The following is a 14,431-nucleotide window of genomic DNA, read 5'->3' as shown; positions in this document are numbered from 1 at the left end:
TACGGAACTTTCAGATGAAAAAAATCCTCTACACCCTGGCTTTAGCGCCACTATTGGCCCAAGCCGATCCCGTTGCCGACATGGCAGCCAAAATAGAACCGCAAGTTATCCAGTGGCGGCATCATTTTCACGAATTTCCCGAATTATCCAACCGTGAATTCAAAACCGCTGACTATATTGCAAAATACTTAACCAGCTTGGGGTTGGCTGTCACCACGGACGTGGCCAAAACTGGTGTGGTCGCCATTCTTGATAGCGGTAAACCCGGGCCGGTGATCGCCCTGCGTGCCGATATGGACGGCTTGCCCGTACTCGAACAAAACGAACTTGTCTATAAATCCACGCAAACAGGCGAATACAATGGCAAACAAGTACCTGTGATGCATGCCTGTGGCCATGACACCCATATGGCCATGCTCATGGGCAGCGCCAAGATATTGAGCGACATGCGTAGCGAACTCAGCGGTCAGGTTAAGTTTATTTTTCAGCCTGCCGAAGAAGGGGCCCCCGCGGGTGAAAAAGGCGGCGCACAAGTCATGGTGCAAGAAGGTGTACTAAAAAATCCGGATGTGGATGTGATCTTCGGATTACATATCAGCTCTGACACCGATGTTGGCACAGTTGAATATCGCCCGGGAGGCATAATGGCGGCGGTGGACCCGTTTAAAATTATCATTAAGGGTAAACAGGCACACGGTGCCTATCCTTGGCTAAGTGTTGATCCCGTCACTACAGCAGCGCAAATAGTATTGGCCTTACAAACCATAGTCAGTCGGGAGGTCAAACTCATCGACAACGCGGCCGTAGTAACCATTGGCTCTATACATGGCGGTAACCGTTCAAATATCATCCCCGAGCAAGTGGAGCTGATTGGCACCATCCGCACCTTAAACGACGAAGCACGTAAACATATGTATGAAGCTATACCCCGAAAGGTCAAGGGCATTGCCGATAGCATGCGCGCTCAAGCTGAAGTGATCTTACCCCTGGATTATTCTTACCCGGTTACCTATAACGAGCCTAAGTTAATGGCACAGATGCTGCCCACACTCACGCGCACAGCAGGCGAGGCCAAGGTTGAGCTGGTTAATGCCGTTACCGGAGCCGAAGACTTCTCGTTCTTTCAGGAACAAGTGCCTGGCCTATATCTGTTTGTCGGTGGCAAACCCTTAGATTTAGCCAAAAAAGATGCGCCTCCTCATCATACCCCAAGCTTTAAGGTGGACGATGCAGGTATGAGGCTTGGCGTTGAGCTGCTGAGCAATTTAACTCTGGATTACATGCAGCAACATAAATAATAATAGAAACTGTAAGGCGGGATTATTGCTCAGACGGGACGCAAGCCATGATTTAAGCTACAATCCGTTTCCAAAATTTTTCAGTAACTTAAACGCGTTCAAATTGAACGCGTTTTTCGCTAGTAATCTTTGTATTTATCTGGGAGTCATTATGCCTAAAGTGGCGATTGTAATGGGATCTAAGTCTGATTGGCCAACTATGGCCCAGGCAGCGAAAATGTTAGACAAACTGGGTGTTAGCTACAAAGCGCAGGTCGTTTCGGCTCACCGTACTCCGGATCTGTTGAGTGAATTTTCCCACGGGGCAGCCGATGCAGGCTACCAGGTGATCATAGGCGGTGCCGGTGGTGCTGCGCATTTACCCGGCATGATAGCGGCACATACCCACTTACCTGTATTTGGGGTGCCTGTGCGTTCCAGCCAATTGAGCGGCCTGGATTCGTTACTGTCCATAGTGCAGATGCCCAAAGGTGTAGCTGTGGGAACCTTGGCCATAGGCGAAGCTGGCGCCGCCAATGCAGGTTTGCTTGCTGCCCAGGTAGTCGCTTTGCAAGACGTTACCGTTCGCCAGGCAATAATCGATTTTCGCGCCGAACAAACCGCAGCCGTACTCGCCCAGCCTGATTTGGAATTGCCAGAATGAGTATCTTAGTTTTGGGCTCAGGGCAGTTAGCCAGAATGATGGCCCTGGCCGGATACCCCTTGGGCCTGAGTGTCCAGGCGGTTGATGTCACCGACCATAACGTGGTTGATCCCATCAGTAAACTGCCACTAGGTAGTTCATTGGACAGCCAGATTGAGGAAGTAGATGCGATAACCGTTGAGTTTGAGCACATTCCAGAAGACTTACTGCATAAAGCTCATGCCAGTGGCAAACTTAAGCCCAGTATCGAAGCGATCCTCACGGGTGCCGATAGGGTGCGTGAAAAAAAGCTGTTACAGAAATTGGCCATCACCAATTGCCCATTTGAAATAGTCACTGATGTGGAGCAACTTGACACAGCAGTGCACAGCCTTGGCGAGCGCCTGATTATTAAGGCCAGCCGGGATGGTTACGACGGTTATGGTCAATGGCGGCTGCAGGACAAAAAGCAGTTACCTGAGTTAAAACAACAGTTGGCCCAATTGGACCTGCAAAAAGTCCCCTTAGTGGTTGAAAAGATGCTCGACTTCGATCGCGAGTTATCACTGGTAGGGGTTCGTGACACCAGCGGTAATGTGGCCTTTTATCCACTGGCAGAAAATCTGCATTATCAGGGGCAATTACATGTATCTGTGGCGCCCGCTCCCCAAGTTGATACTGCCCTTGAACAACAAGCGCAGGATATATTCACTAAACTTGCCCAAGCCCTGGATTATGTCGGGGTGTTAGCCATCGAATTTTTTCAAATTGGCACCCAACTGTTAGTCAATGAGATTGCCCCACGGGTGCACAATTCTGGGCACTGGACCCAACAAGGGGCCGATACCTGCCAGTTTGAAAACCACTTACGAGCAGTAAGAGGTTTGCCCCTCGGCTCAACTAAAGTGGTGTCTTATACGGCGATGATCAACATTATCGGTTGCCACACCTTTAGCCGGGATATGTTAGGCATAGCCGGTTGTCATTTGCACTGGTACGGTAAAAGCCCACGGGAGAAACGTAAAATGGGACATTTTAATCTATGTGCTGAGAATTACCGGGATTTAGGTTTAGCGATGACCAATCTGGCGGAATATTTACCCAAAGAACATTTTCCTATGCTTGGGGCAGAAGCAAGCAGACTTGTCAGCTTAAAATAATTTTTTTATGCTTTGACATAACGTTATGAATGCCTAAAATAGCGCCTGGTTTTTGGGCAACCAATAACAATCGTTTTAGTGTGCCGACTTAGCTCAGTTGGTAGAGCAACTGACTTGTAATCAGTAGGTCACCAGTTCGACTCCGGTAGTCGGCACCATTTTTATTTTTTTAGATCTCAAAGATCTACGCTTTGCGAACGTTAGGCACTGTGTGCATTACAAATATGCGCTTCGCTTATGGCATCCATGCCTGTTTTCAAACCTCGTCTCGAGCGGGCGCCTCGCCGGATGGCCCACAGGGCAAAATATAGGATTTTTTTACAAAGTCCACTCTCCAGCAAGTTTCAAATCTCAGCGAATTAACCAACACCCACTTTAATATATTCGTGCTCGATATCATTGCTATCCGTTTAATTCATATTTGCCCAGGTAGACACATCGTGTACAATTAATGTATCTACATTATAGATACAGTAATTTATGAGATTTGAAACTGAAATAAAACAATGGGGTAACTCATTGGCTTTGCGCATCTCCAGCGCAATGGCACAAGAGCCGATGTTTGCCAAAGGTGTTGCTGTTATCGTCGAAACCTCTAACGGGAAAATGACTATCAAGCCAAAGACCATCAACAAAGTATTTTCATTACCCTTCAATGAAGGTGAGTTAATACAAGATTTGGATACTCATAGTTCGCACTCGGATGAATTAGCCGCAAACATCGATAAGGAACTTCAAATTTGAGTCAATATGTACCACGGCGTAACGACATTATCTGGATGGATTTTGAGCCTGTTAAAGGCAAGGAAATAGGTAAATATAGACCGGCACTCGTATTAAGTTCGGTTGATTACAACAAAAACACTGGCTTGCTCATCTGCTGCCCAGTAAGCACCAGCGTTCGAGGGCATCAAACAGAAGTTGAGGTGAATAACTTAGATAGCAAATCAGTTGTGGCCGCGAGTCTTATCCAAACGCTTTCCTGGAAAGACCGAAAGGCGAAACTGATCATTGAAGCCCAAGCGGGTGTTTTAGACCAAGTGCTACTTAGGCTAATACCACTAATAGGCGCAGGCGAACTGATTGAGAATATCGTCAACGAGCAATTAAAATGAGGCATAAACGGAGCCAGCCCTGGGCAATAGTGCGTCAGTAATTAACGCGAGACCCATTCTAATTTTTTACAGCTCAGTATCATGTCCGGTTATATTATGTCCTTCAGTCAGGCGAAGCTGTGCTCCTGAAGACACTTACTTCACCCCATTAGATTATTCACAACATCCATGTACCTTTTCCTTTCAGGGTCAGCCTACGGCTGCGCCAATTTAGAGCGGCAAATAGGTTCGGTAACAGTGCGGACATTTTATCTTTTACCCTTACTTGTTATGCTATGGGCATATTGCATCGCTATTAAAAAATTATATGAATTGCCCGCTACCCGCCCCTCTTGTGATCAGCCAACGCCAAGCCACAAAAATTGTGTTGTTGAGCCAGGGGATCCACCAGCAACAGCAATTGGGGCGCGGTGCAGTTGCCACTCTAAATGCCATCGAAAAACTCGGTTATGTGCAGATCGATTCTATCTCTGTGGTCCAACGAGCCCATCACCACAGCCTGTGGAACCGTGTTAAGGATTATCAACCTGAACACATCGAACAGCTATTAGCAGAAAAACGTATCTTTGAGTATTGGTCCCATGCGGCAGCTTATTTACCCATGTCAGATTATCGTTTTAGTCTGCCACGTAAAAACGCCATTACTAAAGGTGATAAACACTGGTTTGACAAAGATGCAAAACTGGCCGCATTGGTATTAGCGCGCATAAAAAACGAAGGCCCCTTACAAGCTAAGGATTTTGACGATAAGCGCCAGTCAAATAGTGGTTGGTGGGACTGGAAACCAGCAAAAAAAGCCCTGGAACAATTGTTCATGGAAGGGGAGTTGATGGTTATCAAACGCCAGGGGTTTCAAAAAGTATATGAGCTGACCGAACGTGTCATTCCCGCAGGTGTAGATACCCGTGAGCCCAATGACGAGGAGTATCTAGACTACCTCATTACGCGCTTTTTAACCGCTCACGGCATAGCCACTGTCGAGCAAATCGGGTATTTGTTGAAGGGGCTTAAACCGGCTATCAAAAACCAATGTTTTAAAATGTTAGAAAGTGGTCAGCTAATGCGCGTTACAGTGGGGGCTACCACTTACTTTGCGTTACCTTGTCTCGAGCAGTTGTTGAAAAAACGCCTCAACGCTACACAGGTAAAAATCCTCTCGCCCTTTGATAACCTGTTAATACAACGTAAACGAACCAAAGTCTTGTTCAACTACGATTATCAAATTGAATGTTATGTACCAGCGCAGAAACGTAAGTTTGGTTACTTCAGTTTACCCCTGTTATGGGGCCAGACATTTGCCGGGCGAATGGATGTTAAAATGCAGCGGAAATCAGGCATACTAACTATCAATCATTTACATATCGAAGTTCAAGAAGATGTAGATTTTATCGCTGCTCTTAAACCTGCCCTTAAGGCTTTTATGGCGTTTAACAGCGCAAACCAACTCGTTGTGAGAACCATATCCAGTAGTAAAAATGTGTATTCCCGAACCACTGTAGAGCACTTAAGTAAGCTGTTATGCCAGTAAAGTTCCACTTACTCGTGCTGTCAATGCGACTTCCTTGTCTCGAAGCAGTGGTCACAACTATCGCTCGGGCTAGCGTTTAACCCCTGACACACGTGCCCACTCACCATCGATGGCGATGGGGTCCATAACAAAATCCTGGCTATACAGTGCGTCAATTTCTGCCGCCTGATTGGCTAAAATGCCTGACAAAACCAGGTTAGCGCCAGGTTTGCAGTAGGCTGTGATCACTTCACGCAATTCTCGTAAGGGCCCGGCCAGAATATTGGCCAACACCGCATCCACTTGTAACTGGGGTTGATATTGTGGCAGATATAACTCTATTTGATCCCCCACCTCATTACGGTCGGCGTTGTTTTGACTCGAAAGCAATGCCTGGGGATCTATATCAATACCGATAACCCGTTTGGCTCCCAATTTGATAGCCGCTATGCCTAAAATGCCCGAGCCACAGCCAAAATCCACCACCGTTTTTGCGGTTAACTCCAGCCCATCCAGCCAACGTAAACACAAGGCTGTTGTAGGGTGAGTGCCTGTGCCAAAAGCCAGACCAGGATCCAACATAACATTCACTGCTTTTGGGTCCGGCACATCGCGCCAACTCGGGCAAATCCATAGGCGTTTGCCAAACTGCATAGGGTGGAAGTTATCCATCCACTCCCGCTCCCAATCTTTGTCTTCCAATTGATCAAGTTTATAAGGGAAGTCCTGGCCAAGTAGGCGCGACTTACTCAACTGAGCAACCACCTGGGCCATATTATGCTGGGCATCGTACAGGCCGACCACTTGCGTTTCAGGCCATAACATCACTTCCCCCGGCTTGGGCTCGTACATAGGGGTATCTTTAGCGTCAACGAAGGTGACTGCTTGGGCACCATTCGCACTTAACATATCGCCAATTTGTTCGGCGTGTTCGGCGCGAGTGTCAATAATCAATTGGATCCAGGGCATAAAATTCTTGGCTGGGTGTTAGAAAACCCAGTATACCATTAGATATACCCTTCATCCTTAAAACTGCCTATTTGTTGGCTACACTCATTCGCCACGTGCGCCAACCGCGTTGCGACAACCGCGTTGCGACAACCGCGGCGCGACAACCAACGTTGCACTTAGAGGACTAAATTCATGGGGTCTCATTCATTTGCCGCCGCCATGCAATTCCAATGATTTTGGGTATAAATGCTCTTTGTTGCATACTACCCGTCTCAAAAGCGCTTTTTACCGGCTCGTGGGAAAACCACAAAACGGTCTGAATTAAAAAGGGGATTCTAGTTTGCACAAGTATCCCCTTTTTTCTGCCAATGCGTTGTCAGCGCATGGGTTGCCTTGTCGGCCCGGAATTAGTGCCCGCCTAATCCCAGTTTTTTCTCGAGATAATGGATATTGGCACCACCGGCAGCGAAATTTTCATCCGCCATGATCTTCTGTTGCAAGGGAATATTGGTTTTGATACCTTCAATCACTAACTCATCCAAAGCATGGCGCATTCGGGCAATGGCCACTTCCCGGGTCTCACCGTAGGTAATGAGCTTGCCTATCATGGAGTCATAATTAGGTGGTACAGAATAACCCGCATAAATATGTGAATCCCAGCGTACACCCAAGCCCCCTGGAGGATGAAACATATTTATCTTGCCCGGACTGGGCACGAAGGTTTCAGGATCTTCAGCATTGATTCGACATTCGATGGCGTGACCACGGAATTGTACTTGAGATTGGTTAATCGATAGTTTCTGGCCATCGGCAATACGCAATTGTTCTTTGATCAAATCGATACCGGTGATCATCTCAGACACAGGATGTTCAACCTGAATACGGGTATTCATCTCGATAAAGTAAAACTCACCATTTTCAAACAAAAATTCAAAGGTGCCCGCCCCGCGATAACCTATATCCACACAAGCCTGACAGCATCTGGCACCAATTTTAGCGCGCATTTCCGGGGTAATCCCCGGCGCCGGTGCCTCTTCAACCACTTTTTGGTGGCGGCGCTGCATAGAACAATCCCGCTCACCCAAATGAATAGCGCTACCTTGACCGTCAGCCAAAATCTGAATTTCAACGTGGCGAGGGTTTTCCAGGAATTTTTCCATGTAGACGACGTCGTTATTGAAGGCCGCTCCCGCCTCACCTTTGGTTGCGGCAATAGAGTTGATTAACTCACCCTCGTTGCGTACAACGCGCATACCCCGGCCACCACCGCCTCCCGCTGCCTTGACGATTATGGGATAGCCAATACGCAAGGCTATAGCCTTATTACGTTCTTCATCTTCACCCAGTGGTCCGTCAGAACCTGGCACACAGGGTACCCCGGCACTTTTCATCGATCTAATGGCGGACACCTTGTCTCCCATTAGATTAATTGTTTCGGCAGTTGGGCCAACAAAAATAAAACCGCTTCTTTCTACCGCTTCGGCAAAATCAGCATTTTCAGCTAAAAATCCGTAACCGGGATGGATAGCGTCAGAATTGGTAATTTCTGCGGCGGCTATAATACGCGGTATATTGAGGTAGCTTTCTGTGGCAGAAGGCTTGCCGATACAGATGGTTTCATCGGCCAGCAATACGTGTTTTAGACTTTCGTCAGCGGTCGAGTGCACAGCTACGGTTTTGATGCCTAGTTCTTTACAGGCGCGCAAAATACGCAGTGCAATCTCACCCCGATTGGCAATCAGTACTTTATTAAGCATTATCAGTAATCCGCTTATTCAATAATGAACAGGGGTTGATCGAATTCAACCGGGTCTTGATTGTCGACTAAAATCTCTTTTACCACTCCAGACTTGTCGGATTCAATCTGGTTCATCATTTTCATGGCTTCGATAATACACAGAGTATCACCCACATTAACGTGTTGCCCGACTTCCACAAACGATTGTGAACCGGGTGAAGAAGAACGATAAAAAGTGCCGACCATTGGAGACTTAACTCGGTGACCACTGACTTCTGGAGTTGCAGCCGGTAATTGGGCTGCAGGGGCAAGTGCCTGTGTTGGTGCAAGCTGCTGGATAGGGGCGCTGTACTGAACTGGCGCTGCGGAATGTCCACTGCGATGAATGCGAACGGATTCTTCACCTTCGGTGATTTCTAACTCAGAAATCCCTGATTCTTCGACTAACTCGATCAGTTTTTTTATTTTACGTATGTCCATGTTTCAATCTCTTATGGCTAGTGTTTGTTAGGTGCCGGCTACTAACAACCGACAACGAAATTCAATCATTTATTTGTTTTTGCAAATAGGTTTTGGCTGCTTGTAGCGCAAATGTATAACCTTGTTCACCCAAACCACAGATCACGCCTTGTGCTACATCTGACAAATAAGAATGATGGCGAAATGGCTCCCTGGCGTGCACGTTAGAAAGGTGTAACTCAATAAAGGGAACAGAGACACTCAACAAGGCATCCCGCAGCGCTACGCTTGTATGGGTAAAGGCGCCTGGATTAATGATAATGAAATCTATTTTTTGGAAGGCAGCGTGAATGACGTCGATAAGCTCATGTTCGGCATTGGATTGCAGGTGAGTTAAGTTGATACCCTCGTCATCAGCCAGGCTTTGCAGAGTTTGCACTATGTCGCCTAGCGTACGCGAACCATATATTTGAGGTTCGCGCTTACCGAGCATATTTAAATTCGGGCCATTAATTAATAAAATGTTCAAGAATACGTCGCTATCTTCGGTTAATTATTAGTATTTTTATTTTAACGGCAAATAAGTATGCTTTTAGCGACTAAAAAGACGCAATTTACTGTCTCATTTGCTATCGATGAGCCCATTATAGAGCTAACTTACAAATTAGCAGCAAAATACTGGTCTTATCAGCGAAGTTTGCCCCAAAGTTTGCGTATTTAATCTAACTCGATAGTATATTTGTGCATGCACATCAAGCTGTCAATCCTTAAAGCGAAGAGGATTTGCTATGAATTACATTGCCCACCTCCACTTGGCCCGCATCACTCAAACCAGCTTAGTGGGTAATTTTTTGGGGGATTTTGTGAAAGGCAGTCAACTAGATCACTGGCCAACTGACATCCAGCTAGGGATAAGACTGCACCGTAAGATAGATATACTGACGGATAATCATGCACAGGTAGTTAAGCTCAGGAAGCTATTTCCCACAAAAATTCGCCGCGTTGCAGGTATAGTGCTGGACGTATACTTCGATCATTTATTGATGCGCCACTGGGCGCTATTTTCAGAGGAGCACCACGGCTTATTATTTAACCAGTTTTACGTGGAGCTTAGTTCCTGCAAACCATCGGAAAACGGGCATTTTAAACAAGTGCGTCAAGGTTTGTTAAGGCACAAATGGCTGGCCGATTATCAGGACCAAAGCGCTTGTCTAAGAGCGCTTAAAAACATAGAACACAGATTAAATTACAAGATCATCTTTGCCGATGCGGCTATGGTACATCTGCGAAACCAACAAGAGCAAATACAACAAGCGTTTTTAGATTTTTATCCCGATTTACTCAAACAAACCCAAGACTTTGCCAGTAAACTTTAAACATAAAATATTTAACAGTTAGGAGCTTCCCATGGCAGTGAAAGAAATCAAACATCCTTTGATCCAACACAAATTAGGCCTGATGCGCCAATTTGGCGTCAGTAGTAAAGATTTTCGTGAGCTGGCAAATGAAGTGGGTAATTTGTTGACCTACGAGGCCACCCGGGAATTAGAAACCGAAACAGTACACATTCAGGGCTGGAATAATCAGCCAATCGCGGTCAACAAAATCAAAGGCAAGAAAATCACTATAGTGCCTATTTTGAGGGCTGGGTTAGGTATGTTAGACGGAGTGATGCGCCTGATACCTAACGCCAAAGTCAGTGTGGTGGGTTTGTATCGTGACGAAGAAACCCTACAGCCGGTGGCTTATTTTGACAAGGTAGTTAAAGATGTCAATGCTCGCACTGCGCTAATTGTCGACCCTATGTTGGCTACGGGTGGAACCCTGATCGCCACTATTGATTTGTTAAAAGCCAAGGGCTGTCAGCATATTATGGGGTTGTTTCTGGTGGCGGCACCAGAGGGGATTGCAGCGGTAGTAAAAAAACATCCGGACGTGGATATCTACACTGCTGCTATCGACGAACAACTTAACGAGAAAGGCTATATTCTTCCCGGTTTAGGAGATGCGGGAGATAAAATATTTGGCACACGCTAATCCGAATGTGGTTTAAATCAAGGGCTGTGCAGCAGCCCCAAGGGTTAAAAACTTAGTATTCTTATTTATTCAAAAGTAGCGGCCAAATGTTGCACAAAAGGCTCTGCAGACATAAAACCAGTTATACGGGCCGACGACACTTCTTGGCCTTGAGTGTCAAAAAACAAAATGGTCGGCAAACCTAAGATCCCAAAGTGCTGTTGAAACTGCAGATTCGTCGGGGTGTTATCGGTCAAATCAATTTGCATCCACACTGTATTGTCCAAAGCAGCTATGACTTGGGGATCGGTAAAGGTGTACTTTTCGAATTCCTTACAGGCCACACACCAATCAGCATAGAGATCGACCATAACGCTTTTACCAGCGGCGTTGGCCTGGGCTAACTTAGCGTTAAAATCGGTTATATCTTTAACAAGCACAAATTTTGGGTGCGCCACTGTGTTGGTGTAACCGCTTGTAGCCGCAGTAGGTTGCAGCGTTTGATAGCCATACATAGCTGACACAAACAGCCCACAGAAAATACCAAGGGCCCTCAATCCTTTGAAGAACGTCAGGGGACTATTTTGATTCATGACATAAAAGTAACTAAAGGTCGCCAAACCTAAAAGAGACCAGGCGATATCGGTGGCAATATGATTCACAATTCGCTCCACAAACATCAGAGCCACGGCGAGCATCATAAAACCAAAGGTGATCTTGATAATATTCATCCACGCCCCCGCTTTGGGCAGTAATTTTCCGCCGGTGATAGCAAATAATATCAAGGGGATGCCCATGCCCAAACTGAGGGCGTACAGGGCACTAAAGCCAAGTAACAGATCACCACTGTGGGCAATATACAACAATATACCGGTTAAGGGGGCCGTGGTGCATGGTGATGCCACCAGGCCTGAAATTGCCCCCATCAGCAACACCCCAAGGTAAGTGCCGCTGGTTTGTTTGTTGCTCAGGCTATTTAGCTTCTCCTGCCAGGCCGAGGGTAATTGCAGCTCGTAGGCACCAAACATCACCAGGGCTAACAATACGAAAACAACAATTAATGTTAATAATATGGCCGGATGTTGCAACGCTGCCTGGAATTGTACGCCGGCAGAGGCTACCGCCAAACCTAACAAAGAATAGGTCAAGGCCATACCTTGTACATATACAAATGACAGGATAAAGGCACGAGAAGTACTGATGGTTTTACCCTGACCAATCACTATGCCGGACAAAATGGGGTACATGGGGAAAACACACGGGGTAAAGGCCAAACCAATACCCAGGGCTAAGAACATCAGCAGGATCCAAATCAGACTCTGCTCCCCTGTTAAAAAGTCTACCAAGGCAAACTGCTCGGAAATTGCGCTGGGGGCCTTGCCTGGCAATGTCTCAGGCTGGGTGCCCTGAGCAACCACTTCATTCAGATAAACCACCTGTGTGGTGGGCGGATAACAAAGACCGGCTTCGGCACACCCCTGATAGCGTACCTTCACCACACCATCTTTTTGGGCAAGCATGATAGGGTAAGTGATTGACACCTGGTTATGGAAAACTTCCTGGGGTTGTTCAAAAAATTCATCTACTTTCATTTCCCCCGCAGGCAATACTGGCTCTCCTAACTGGGCATCCTTCACTACAGTTTTAAATTGTTGTTTGTACAGGTAATAACCCTCAGCAATTTGCCAACTTAAAATTAACTTGTCTCCCTGCTGAGAGAAATCGAATTGAAACGCTTCATTGACCTGCAAAAACTCAGGTTCATTGGCAAAAAAATCACCTAAAGGCTCAGAGGTTTGCGCCACACTTGGCACAGCATTGATCAGGCTAATGGCGAGTAACAACAGCACAGCTCGAATAAAGTTCATTTACCACTACTTCTATTAAACAGGTGAATTTAGATTTTATGGGTTTACGTCAAACGCCATCATTGTTTCACTATAACGGCCTGATATTAACTATAAATTAAGAAACCGGATAGGGTGTTTTGACGAAGCTAGTCACTAGACCAAGTCAACAGACGTTGTCTTTCAAAAAGCATGTTTCCCAGCTCGTCATGGTATTTAACCTCAATCATTAGCAGCTTGCCATACTTTGTAACACTGTTACCCTTGGTAATCTGCCTTTTGAGGCCATTATATATAATCCCCCTTACATACAGAGAGACTATTTTGGGTAAACTATTTTTATTATTCGCCTTACTACCTATTATTGAGATATCCCTGCTAATTAGCGTAGGGGAACAAATAGGCGGGTGGAACACAGTGGCGATAGTGATAGCTACCGCACTTTTGGGTTCATACTTGGTGCGCCAGCAAGGGTTAAGTACCCTACTGCAAGCGCAGCGAAAGATGCAACAAGGGTCCATGCCGGGGCAAGAAATGGCCGAAGGTCTACTATTAGTCATTGCGGGCGTGATGTTGGTGACACCTGGATTTATTACAGATTTTCTGGGGTTTCTATTCTGTCTGCCCATGACTCGGCCAGTTATCGCCAAAGCCCTGTTGACCAAATTATCGGTCAAAGTAGTTAGCCAGGCTCAAAATGGAGCCTTTCATCAGGGACAACCGCCTGACTTTCGGCACCAATCTCACGCCAGTAACGATGACATTATTGAAGGCGAGTTCGAACGTAAAGATGATGCTAAACGCAATAACGATCGGTTAGACAAACCCGATTAAAAAGCGCTGTAATGCCTGACCCACTGGAGTGGAACAAAAGTTATAAAAAAAGCGGCAATTGCCGCTTTTTTTAAATTCAGATAAAGATTAAACGTCTACCGAACCACAGAAACGGTAACCTTCACCGTGGATCGTGACAATCAGCTCATCTGCATTGACTTCGGACTCAAAATGTTTACGAATGCGTCTAATAGTCACATCGACGGTACGGTCATTGGGCCGTAATTCACGACCAGTCATTTCCATAATCAATTGTTCGCGGGTTAATATTTTACCCGGATTACTCAAAAACAAATGTAAGGCTCTAAATTCACTGCGCGGTAGCCTAAACTCTTTGCTGCTAGGTGAAATTAAACTACGGCTGTCGCTATCAAGTATCCAACCATTAAAGCTGACACGACTGGGTAAATCATCATCCTCATTGCTGTTTAACGTTCTGGTCAACAAATTTCTTGCTCTGATCGTTAACTCACGAGGATTAAAAGGTTTGGTGAGGTAATCATCCGCACCTATCTCCAAGCCCAGGATACGATCGACATCATTGTCTCTGCCTGTCAAAAATATCAAGCCGATATTTTTACGATCACGAACTTCTCTGGCCAGGATCAAACCATTTTTACCCGGTAGGTTAATGTCCATGATCACCAAGTTTATCGTATGGTTTTCAAAAAACTCGTGCATTTGGCTACCGTTTTCAGCTTCAAATACATTGTAACCTTCAGCTTCAAACAAACTCTTCAGAGTCGTTCTTGTTACGACTTCATCTTCTACAATCAAAATGTTAGGCGTTAGCATCTTTTTCACACCGTGTTAAGAAATATGCATAAAAGTTTATCAGAAAATATCTGAAAATCTGGATTTTATCTAGGTTAAATTAAATTAAC

Annotated in this window: 15 protein-coding genes and 1 tRNA gene; 10 read left to right on the top strand and 6 right to left on the bottom strand. The window is 45.9% G+C overall.

The genetic code is table 11. The annotated features are described in order from the left end of the window. Window positions 1–80: 80 nt before the first annotated feature. The 7 genes from AC3RV5_RS00590 to AC3RV5_RS00560 all read left to right on the top strand — a co-directional run bounded on the left by AC3RV5_RS00590 (window position 81) and on the right by AC3RV5_RS00560 (window position 5,723). On the top strand, window positions 81–1,298 hold the full coding sequence (locus AC3RV5_RS00590; protein WP_489732061.1) for an amidohydrolase: 1,218 nt from the start codon (window positions 81–83) through the stop codon (window positions 1,296–1,298). Window positions 1,299–1,449: 151 nt separating this feature from the next. After that, window positions 1,450–1,941, top strand: coding sequence for a 5-(carboxyamino)imidazole ribonucleotide mutase (purE, locus tag AC3RV5_RS00585; protein WP_489730064.1), 492 nt, complete (start codon window positions 1,450–1,452; stop codon window positions 1,939–1,941). After that, on the top strand, window positions 1,938–3,080 hold the full coding sequence (locus AC3RV5_RS00580; RefSeq protein WP_489730063.1) for a 5-(carboxyamino)imidazole ribonucleotide synthase: 1,143 nt from the start codon (window positions 1,938–1,940) through the stop codon (window positions 3,078–3,080). Before purE ends, AC3RV5_RS00580 begins: the two co-directional genes overlap by 4 nt. 82 nt (window positions 3,081–3,162) lie before the next feature. Continuing rightward, a tRNA-Thr gene (locus AC3RV5_RS00575) sits at window positions 3,163–3,238 on the top strand. Window positions 3,239–3,560: 322 nt separating this feature from the next. Next, window positions 3,561–3,824 carry an AbrB/MazE/SpoVT family DNA-binding domain-containing protein gene (locus AC3RV5_RS00570; protein ID WP_489730062.1) on the top strand — a complete coding sequence of 88 codons (264 nt, stop codon included), beginning with the start codon at window positions 3,561–3,563 and terminating at the stop codon, window positions 3,822–3,824. Continuing rightward, window positions 3,821–4,195 (top strand): type II toxin-antitoxin system PemK/MazF family toxin, encoded by a 375-nt coding sequence (locus AC3RV5_RS00565; RefSeq protein ID WP_489730061.1) that lies wholly within the window; start codon window positions 3,821–3,823, stop codon window positions 4,193–4,195. Before AC3RV5_RS00570 ends, AC3RV5_RS00565 begins: the two co-directional genes overlap by 4 nt. A gap of 307 nt (window positions 4,196–4,502) precedes the next feature. Then, a complete protein-coding gene (locus AC3RV5_RS00560; protein ID WP_489730060.1) occupies window positions 4,503–5,723 on the top strand; it encodes a winged helix-turn-helix domain-containing protein in 1,221 nt (406 codons plus the stop codon). Window positions 5,724–5,792: 69 nt separating this feature from the next. Here the strand turns inward: AC3RV5_RS00560 and prmA are convergent, their stop codons facing one another. The 4 genes from prmA to aroQ form a co-directional block, all read right to left on the bottom strand. Continuing rightward, on the bottom strand, window positions 5,793–6,671 hold the full coding sequence (prmA, locus tag AC3RV5_RS00555; protein ID WP_489730059.1) for a 50S ribosomal protein L11 methyltransferase: 879 nt from the start codon (window positions 6,669–6,671) through the stop codon (window positions 5,793–5,795). Window positions 6,672–7,060: 389 nt separating this feature from the next. Next, window positions 7,061–8,410, bottom strand: coding sequence for an acetyl-CoA carboxylase biotin carboxylase subunit (gene accC, locus AC3RV5_RS00550; RefSeq protein WP_489730058.1), 1,350 nt, complete (start codon window positions 8,408–8,410; stop codon window positions 7,061–7,063). A 14-nt stretch (window positions 8,411–8,424) separates the two neighbouring features. Then, the gene (gene accB, locus AC3RV5_RS00545; RefSeq protein ID WP_489730057.1) at window positions 8,425–8,871 is read right to left on the bottom strand and encodes an acetyl-CoA carboxylase biotin carboxyl carrier protein; all 447 of its coding nucleotides are present in this window, start codon (window positions 8,869–8,871) and stop codon (window positions 8,425–8,427) included. Window positions 8,872–8,932: 61 nt separating this feature from the next. Then, complete coding sequence (gene aroQ / locus AC3RV5_RS00540) at window positions 8,933–9,343, bottom strand: type II 3-dehydroquinate dehydratase (protein WP_489732060.1); 411 nt, start codon at window positions 9,341–9,343, stop codon at window positions 8,933–8,935. Between the two features lie 295 nt (window positions 9,344–9,638). Between aroQ and AC3RV5_RS00535 the strand changes: the two genes are divergently transcribed. Further along, window positions 9,639–10,226 carry an acyl carrier protein phosphodiesterase gene (locus AC3RV5_RS00535; RefSeq protein ID WP_489730056.1) on the top strand — a complete coding sequence of 196 codons (588 nt, stop codon included), beginning with the start codon at window positions 9,639–9,641 and terminating at the stop codon, window positions 10,224–10,226. 31 nt (window positions 10,227–10,257) lie between these two features. Next, on the top strand, window positions 10,258–10,887 hold the full coding sequence (gene upp / locus AC3RV5_RS00530) for a uracil phosphoribosyltransferase (protein WP_489730055.1): 630 nt from the start codon (window positions 10,258–10,260) through the stop codon (window positions 10,885–10,887). 65 nt (window positions 10,888–10,952) lie between these two features. Here the strand turns inward: upp and AC3RV5_RS00525 are convergent, their stop codons facing one another. After that, window positions 10,953–12,734, bottom strand: coding sequence for a protein-disulfide reductase DsbD (locus AC3RV5_RS00525; RefSeq protein WP_489730054.1), 1,782 nt, complete (start codon window positions 12,732–12,734; stop codon window positions 10,953–10,955). A gap of 303 nt (window positions 12,735–13,037) precedes the next feature. Between AC3RV5_RS00525 and AC3RV5_RS00520 the strand changes: the two genes are divergently transcribed. After that, window positions 13,038–13,547, top strand: a complete 510-nt coding sequence (locus AC3RV5_RS00520) for an FxsA family protein (protein WP_489730053.1) — start codon at window positions 13,038–13,040, stop codon at window positions 13,545–13,547. Between the two features lie 87 nt (window positions 13,548–13,634). On the opposite strand, the gene arcA is transcribed toward AC3RV5_RS00520, so the two are convergent. Further along, window positions 13,635–14,342: a two-component system response regulator ArcA gene (gene arcA / locus AC3RV5_RS00515; RefSeq protein ID WP_489730052.1), complete on the bottom strand. Its 708-nt coding sequence runs from the start codon at window positions 14,340–14,342 to the stop codon at window positions 13,635–13,637. Window positions 14,343–14,431 lie beyond the last annotated feature (89 nt).

The organism is Paraglaciecola sp. IT1134 (genome assembly GCF_058068185.1).
Note: the sequence above shows the minus strand (reverse complement) of the source record. Positions and strands in the feature narration are given on the sequence as shown.

What these genes read in the sequence shown, in the direction of transcription:
- prmA (WP_489730059.1), bottom strand. Translation starts at nt 6,671, where the DNA reads ATGCCCTGGATCCAATTGATTATTGACACTCGCGCCGAACACGCCGAA.
- arcA (WP_489730052.1), bottom strand. Translation starts at nt 14,342, where the DNA reads ATGCTAACGCCTAACATTTTGATTGTAGAAGATGAAGTCGTAACAAGA.
- upp (WP_489730055.1), top strand. Translation starts at nt 10,258, where the DNA reads ATGGCAGTGAAAGAAATCAAACATCCTTTGATCCAACACAAATTAGGC.
- aroQ (WP_489732060.1), bottom strand. Translation starts at nt 9,343, where the DNA reads ATGCTCGGTAAGCGCGAACCTCAAATATATGGTTCGCGTACGCTAGGC.
- AC3RV5_RS00560 (WP_489730060.1), top strand. Translation starts at nt 4,503, where the DNA reads ATGAATTGCCCGCTACCCGCCCCTCTTGTGATCAGCCAACGCCAAGCC.
- AC3RV5_RS00570 (WP_489730062.1), top strand. Translation starts at nt 3,561, where the DNA reads ATGAGATTTGAAACTGAAATAAAACAATGGGGTAACTCATTGGCTTTG.
- purE (WP_489730064.1), top strand. Translation starts at nt 1,450, where the DNA reads ATGCCTAAAGTGGCGATTGTAATGGGATCTAAGTCTGATTGGCCAACT.
- AC3RV5_RS00525 (WP_489730054.1), bottom strand. Translation starts at nt 12,734, where the DNA reads ATGAACTTTATTCGAGCTGTGCTGTTGTTACTCGCCATTAGCCTGATC.
- accC (WP_489730058.1), bottom strand. Translation starts at nt 8,410, where the DNA reads ATGCTTAATAAAGTACTGATTGCCAATCGGGGTGAGATTGCACTGCGT.
- AC3RV5_RS00535 (WP_489730056.1), top strand. Translation starts at nt 9,639, where the DNA reads ATGAATTACATTGCCCACCTCCACTTGGCCCGCATCACTCAAACCAGC.
- accB (WP_489730057.1), bottom strand. Translation starts at nt 8,871, where the DNA reads ATGGACATACGTAAAATAAAAAAACTGATCGAGTTAGTCGAAGAATCA.
- AC3RV5_RS00580 (WP_489730063.1), top strand. Translation starts at nt 1,938, where the DNA reads ATGAGTATCTTAGTTTTGGGCTCAGGGCAGTTAGCCAGAATGATGGCC.
- AC3RV5_RS00590 (WP_489732061.1), top strand. Translation starts at nt 81, where the DNA reads ATGGCAGCCAAAATAGAACCGCAAGTTATCCAGTGGCGGCATCATTTT.